The organism is Methanospirillum sp. (genome assembly GCF_035560735.1).
Taxonomy (GTDB): domain Archaea; phylum Halobacteriota; class Methanomicrobia; order Methanomicrobiales; family Methanospirillaceae; genus Methanospirillum.
In genome coordinates, this window is record NZ_DATMYY010000191.1 from 1 (window position 1) to 2,835 (window position 2,835).

A 2,835-nucleotide genomic window follows, 5' to 3' on the forward strand; every position below is an offset into this window, starting at 1 on the left:
GATTATTGCTATCTGGTTTGGAGCTGCAAGAAGAGAAAAACCAAGGAGAGTTATCTCAAACCAGGACCCATTATTATCCTGTAGAGTTACCTTCTCTGATTTTTCATACGTAAATGAATTGAGGGTCCTGATAAAGTCACGATGCAATAACAAAGGAAATTTTAAAGCCCTGATATCCTTCCCGATACAATCCTGTAAAGATGTTTTAAAATGCCGGGCTGCTGCTTCATTCAGATATTGAACTGACAATTGGGGGTTTACAATAAGAATAAAGTCAGTACTGATATCAATAAGCCCATATTCAGGAATTTTTTTAACTAGCAGATACTTTTTTGCCCTTCCTACATCCAGTTTTCTTACCTTTCCAAGCATTTCCAGCGAATCCATATGGCGGGCAACAGCATGGCGGTTTAGTCCGGTATACAATGCTATTGCTGATATGGATATACAGGTATCTTCACTATCCAGAGCTCGAAGAATACAGGTACGTTCTTCTTCTATCTTCTCATTCATACAAACCATCCGATGAGGTTAGGACTAATTATTTTTAAAAATTATATTCAAGGACAAAAATCAAAGTGAATTCTAATGCAATATAAGACAGGTTACCAGATTTACGACATATACGGAGAGATTAAAAATGATCTCTTATTGTTTAGATCAAAGAGGAAGATTGAAAGTTACTACCTCCCATAAGTAACTCATCAATCTGAATCTCCTCATCTTACTCATTACAACTCCTGATTTAACCCATCAGATATCGTTAGAATTTATCCCGGTTCTATTCAACCTTGAACTTGGTCATTTCTTCAGAGATATTCTGAACGATACCTACAACTCCATTGATAATACGTCCAACTTCATCGATTGATGCACTCGCTTCTTCAGTTGCAGCAGCAGCATCACCAGCCTCATGTGAGGTATTTTGCATGAGGTTAGATACTTCCTGGATACTGGCTGTTACTTCTTCTACAGATGCAGCCTGCTCTTCTGAAGCCGACGCTACTTCAACAGTATTCCGGTTAATATTCTCGATAGTATCTGCTATTTTATTGAATGCAGTCAGGGTCTGCCCTAGTGCGGCACTTCCGTCCTGCACAGCCTGGTTTGATTTACCCATGGCTTGTGTCGCTTGTTTTGCTTTGGTTTGAAGAGCTGCAATCATGTCCTCAATATTTTCTGCGGATTTTCGTGAGTCCTGGGCAAGTGATTTCACTTCCGCCGCAACCACAGCAAACCCTCTGCCTGCTTCACCAGCCCGGGCTGCCTCTATTGCTGCATTTAGTGCTAACAGATTAGTCTGGTTTGCAATGTCTGAAATTAACCTGACAATCTTTCCAATCTCATCCATTTGGGTATTAATTCCGGTGACAATGGTATCAACTTCCCTGGCTGAATGAGTTATATCTTCCATCGCCTTTTCTGACTGATGTGCAAGATTTATCCCGTCTTTTGCCAGATTGTTTGCCTGATCAGATGCAACGGATACAGATTCAGCTTTTTGAGAAACAGCACTGACCGTCATATTCAGGTCTTCCATCGCCTTGAGAACCTGTACTATTCCATCTCCACCTTGATCAGCATTCTGACTGACCTTCCCGGTATTTACGGCGACCTGCTGGGCTCCGGTGACTACTTCGGCTACACTTATGTGTGCTTCCTCAGCGCTGTTTGTTAAATCATAGAGATTTTTATTGATAAGACTGATAGCATCACAAATACTCTCACCAATCTTATTTAGAGCATTCTTAAACTGAATCCAGTCTCCTTTGATATCAAGGGAAGAAGAGAACCGGACTGTGAAATCATAAGATGCATAATTTTCACAGACATTAAGTGATTCATTGATTGGCAGAATAACACTATCAAGAGTCTGATTTAATCCCTCGACAATCTTTCTGAATTCTCCATGATGTTGCTCAATATTTGCCCGTGCTTTCAGGTTTCCATTAGTAGCATCATTTGCAAGATTATTTGCATCCTCAATGAGATTCTGAAGTGCAGCGACGAGGGTAGATATACTTGAATTGATCTCTTCAAACATCCCTTTTGCTTTCTCTGAATACTTATCTGACTCAGTCATCTTCATATTCAGATCAAAATTACCTTCACTTAATCTCACAATATTTTCAGAAAGACGAGCCACCTCTTTTTGTAAGAACTCAATCATCCTGATCTGCTCAGTGAGATCCTGAACCGTCTCGACATACCCGACCGTTTCCCCACTGGCATTTATAACAGGAGCTGTAGTTTGCTTGTTGGAAGCGCCCATCCAATCAAAGAATGTCTCATTCTTTCCGGTTGTTCTGAGCTGGTGAATACCACATTCATTAGTTTTACATATATTGGCGTTGGCATTTGAGCAGGGTTTTCCATATGCAGATTTTCTATCCTGAATCACCCGGTTATTCTGGAGAATAGTCTCAAACGGCTTATTCATGTACGTCCAGTTCATGTCTGTATCTGTGACATGAATTGGAAGAGGCACAGCATCAAGAATAGACTCATAATATGCAATGAGGTTCCGCTGCTCTGTGAGATCAGAGAAAATTTCAAGGAACTTAATGACTTCTCCTTTTTTGTCCAATATCGGGATGTAAACATATTGAAGATGCCTGATACCTACAGGAGAATCAGCAATTAATTTACCAAATACGGGTTTTTTCGTCTGTAAACCCTCACTAATTGACCCTCCATCCCGCTCAAGAACCCTAAGATCACTTAGTTTCATCCTGATACTTTCTTCATACGTATATCCCATAATTCTGGAGAAAGCAGGATTAACATTTGTAATTTTTAAATCGGGAGTGATGGTTATGATTGCATGAGGATTTT

Annotated in this window: 2 protein-coding genes; both read right to left on the bottom strand. The window is 40.1% G+C overall.

Translation table 11 applies throughout. The features are described from left to right. Nucleotides 1–513 (bottom strand): PAS domain-containing protein (locus VN429_RS05685; protein WP_325630779.1); only part of this gene is annotated, 513 nt, incomplete at its 3' end. Between the two features lie 268 nt (nucleotides 514–781). Next, nucleotides 782–2,835, bottom strand: a 2,054-nt coding sequence (locus VN429_RS05690; protein ID WP_325630782.1) for a methyl-accepting chemotaxis protein, incomplete at its 5' end; no start/stop codon positions are given.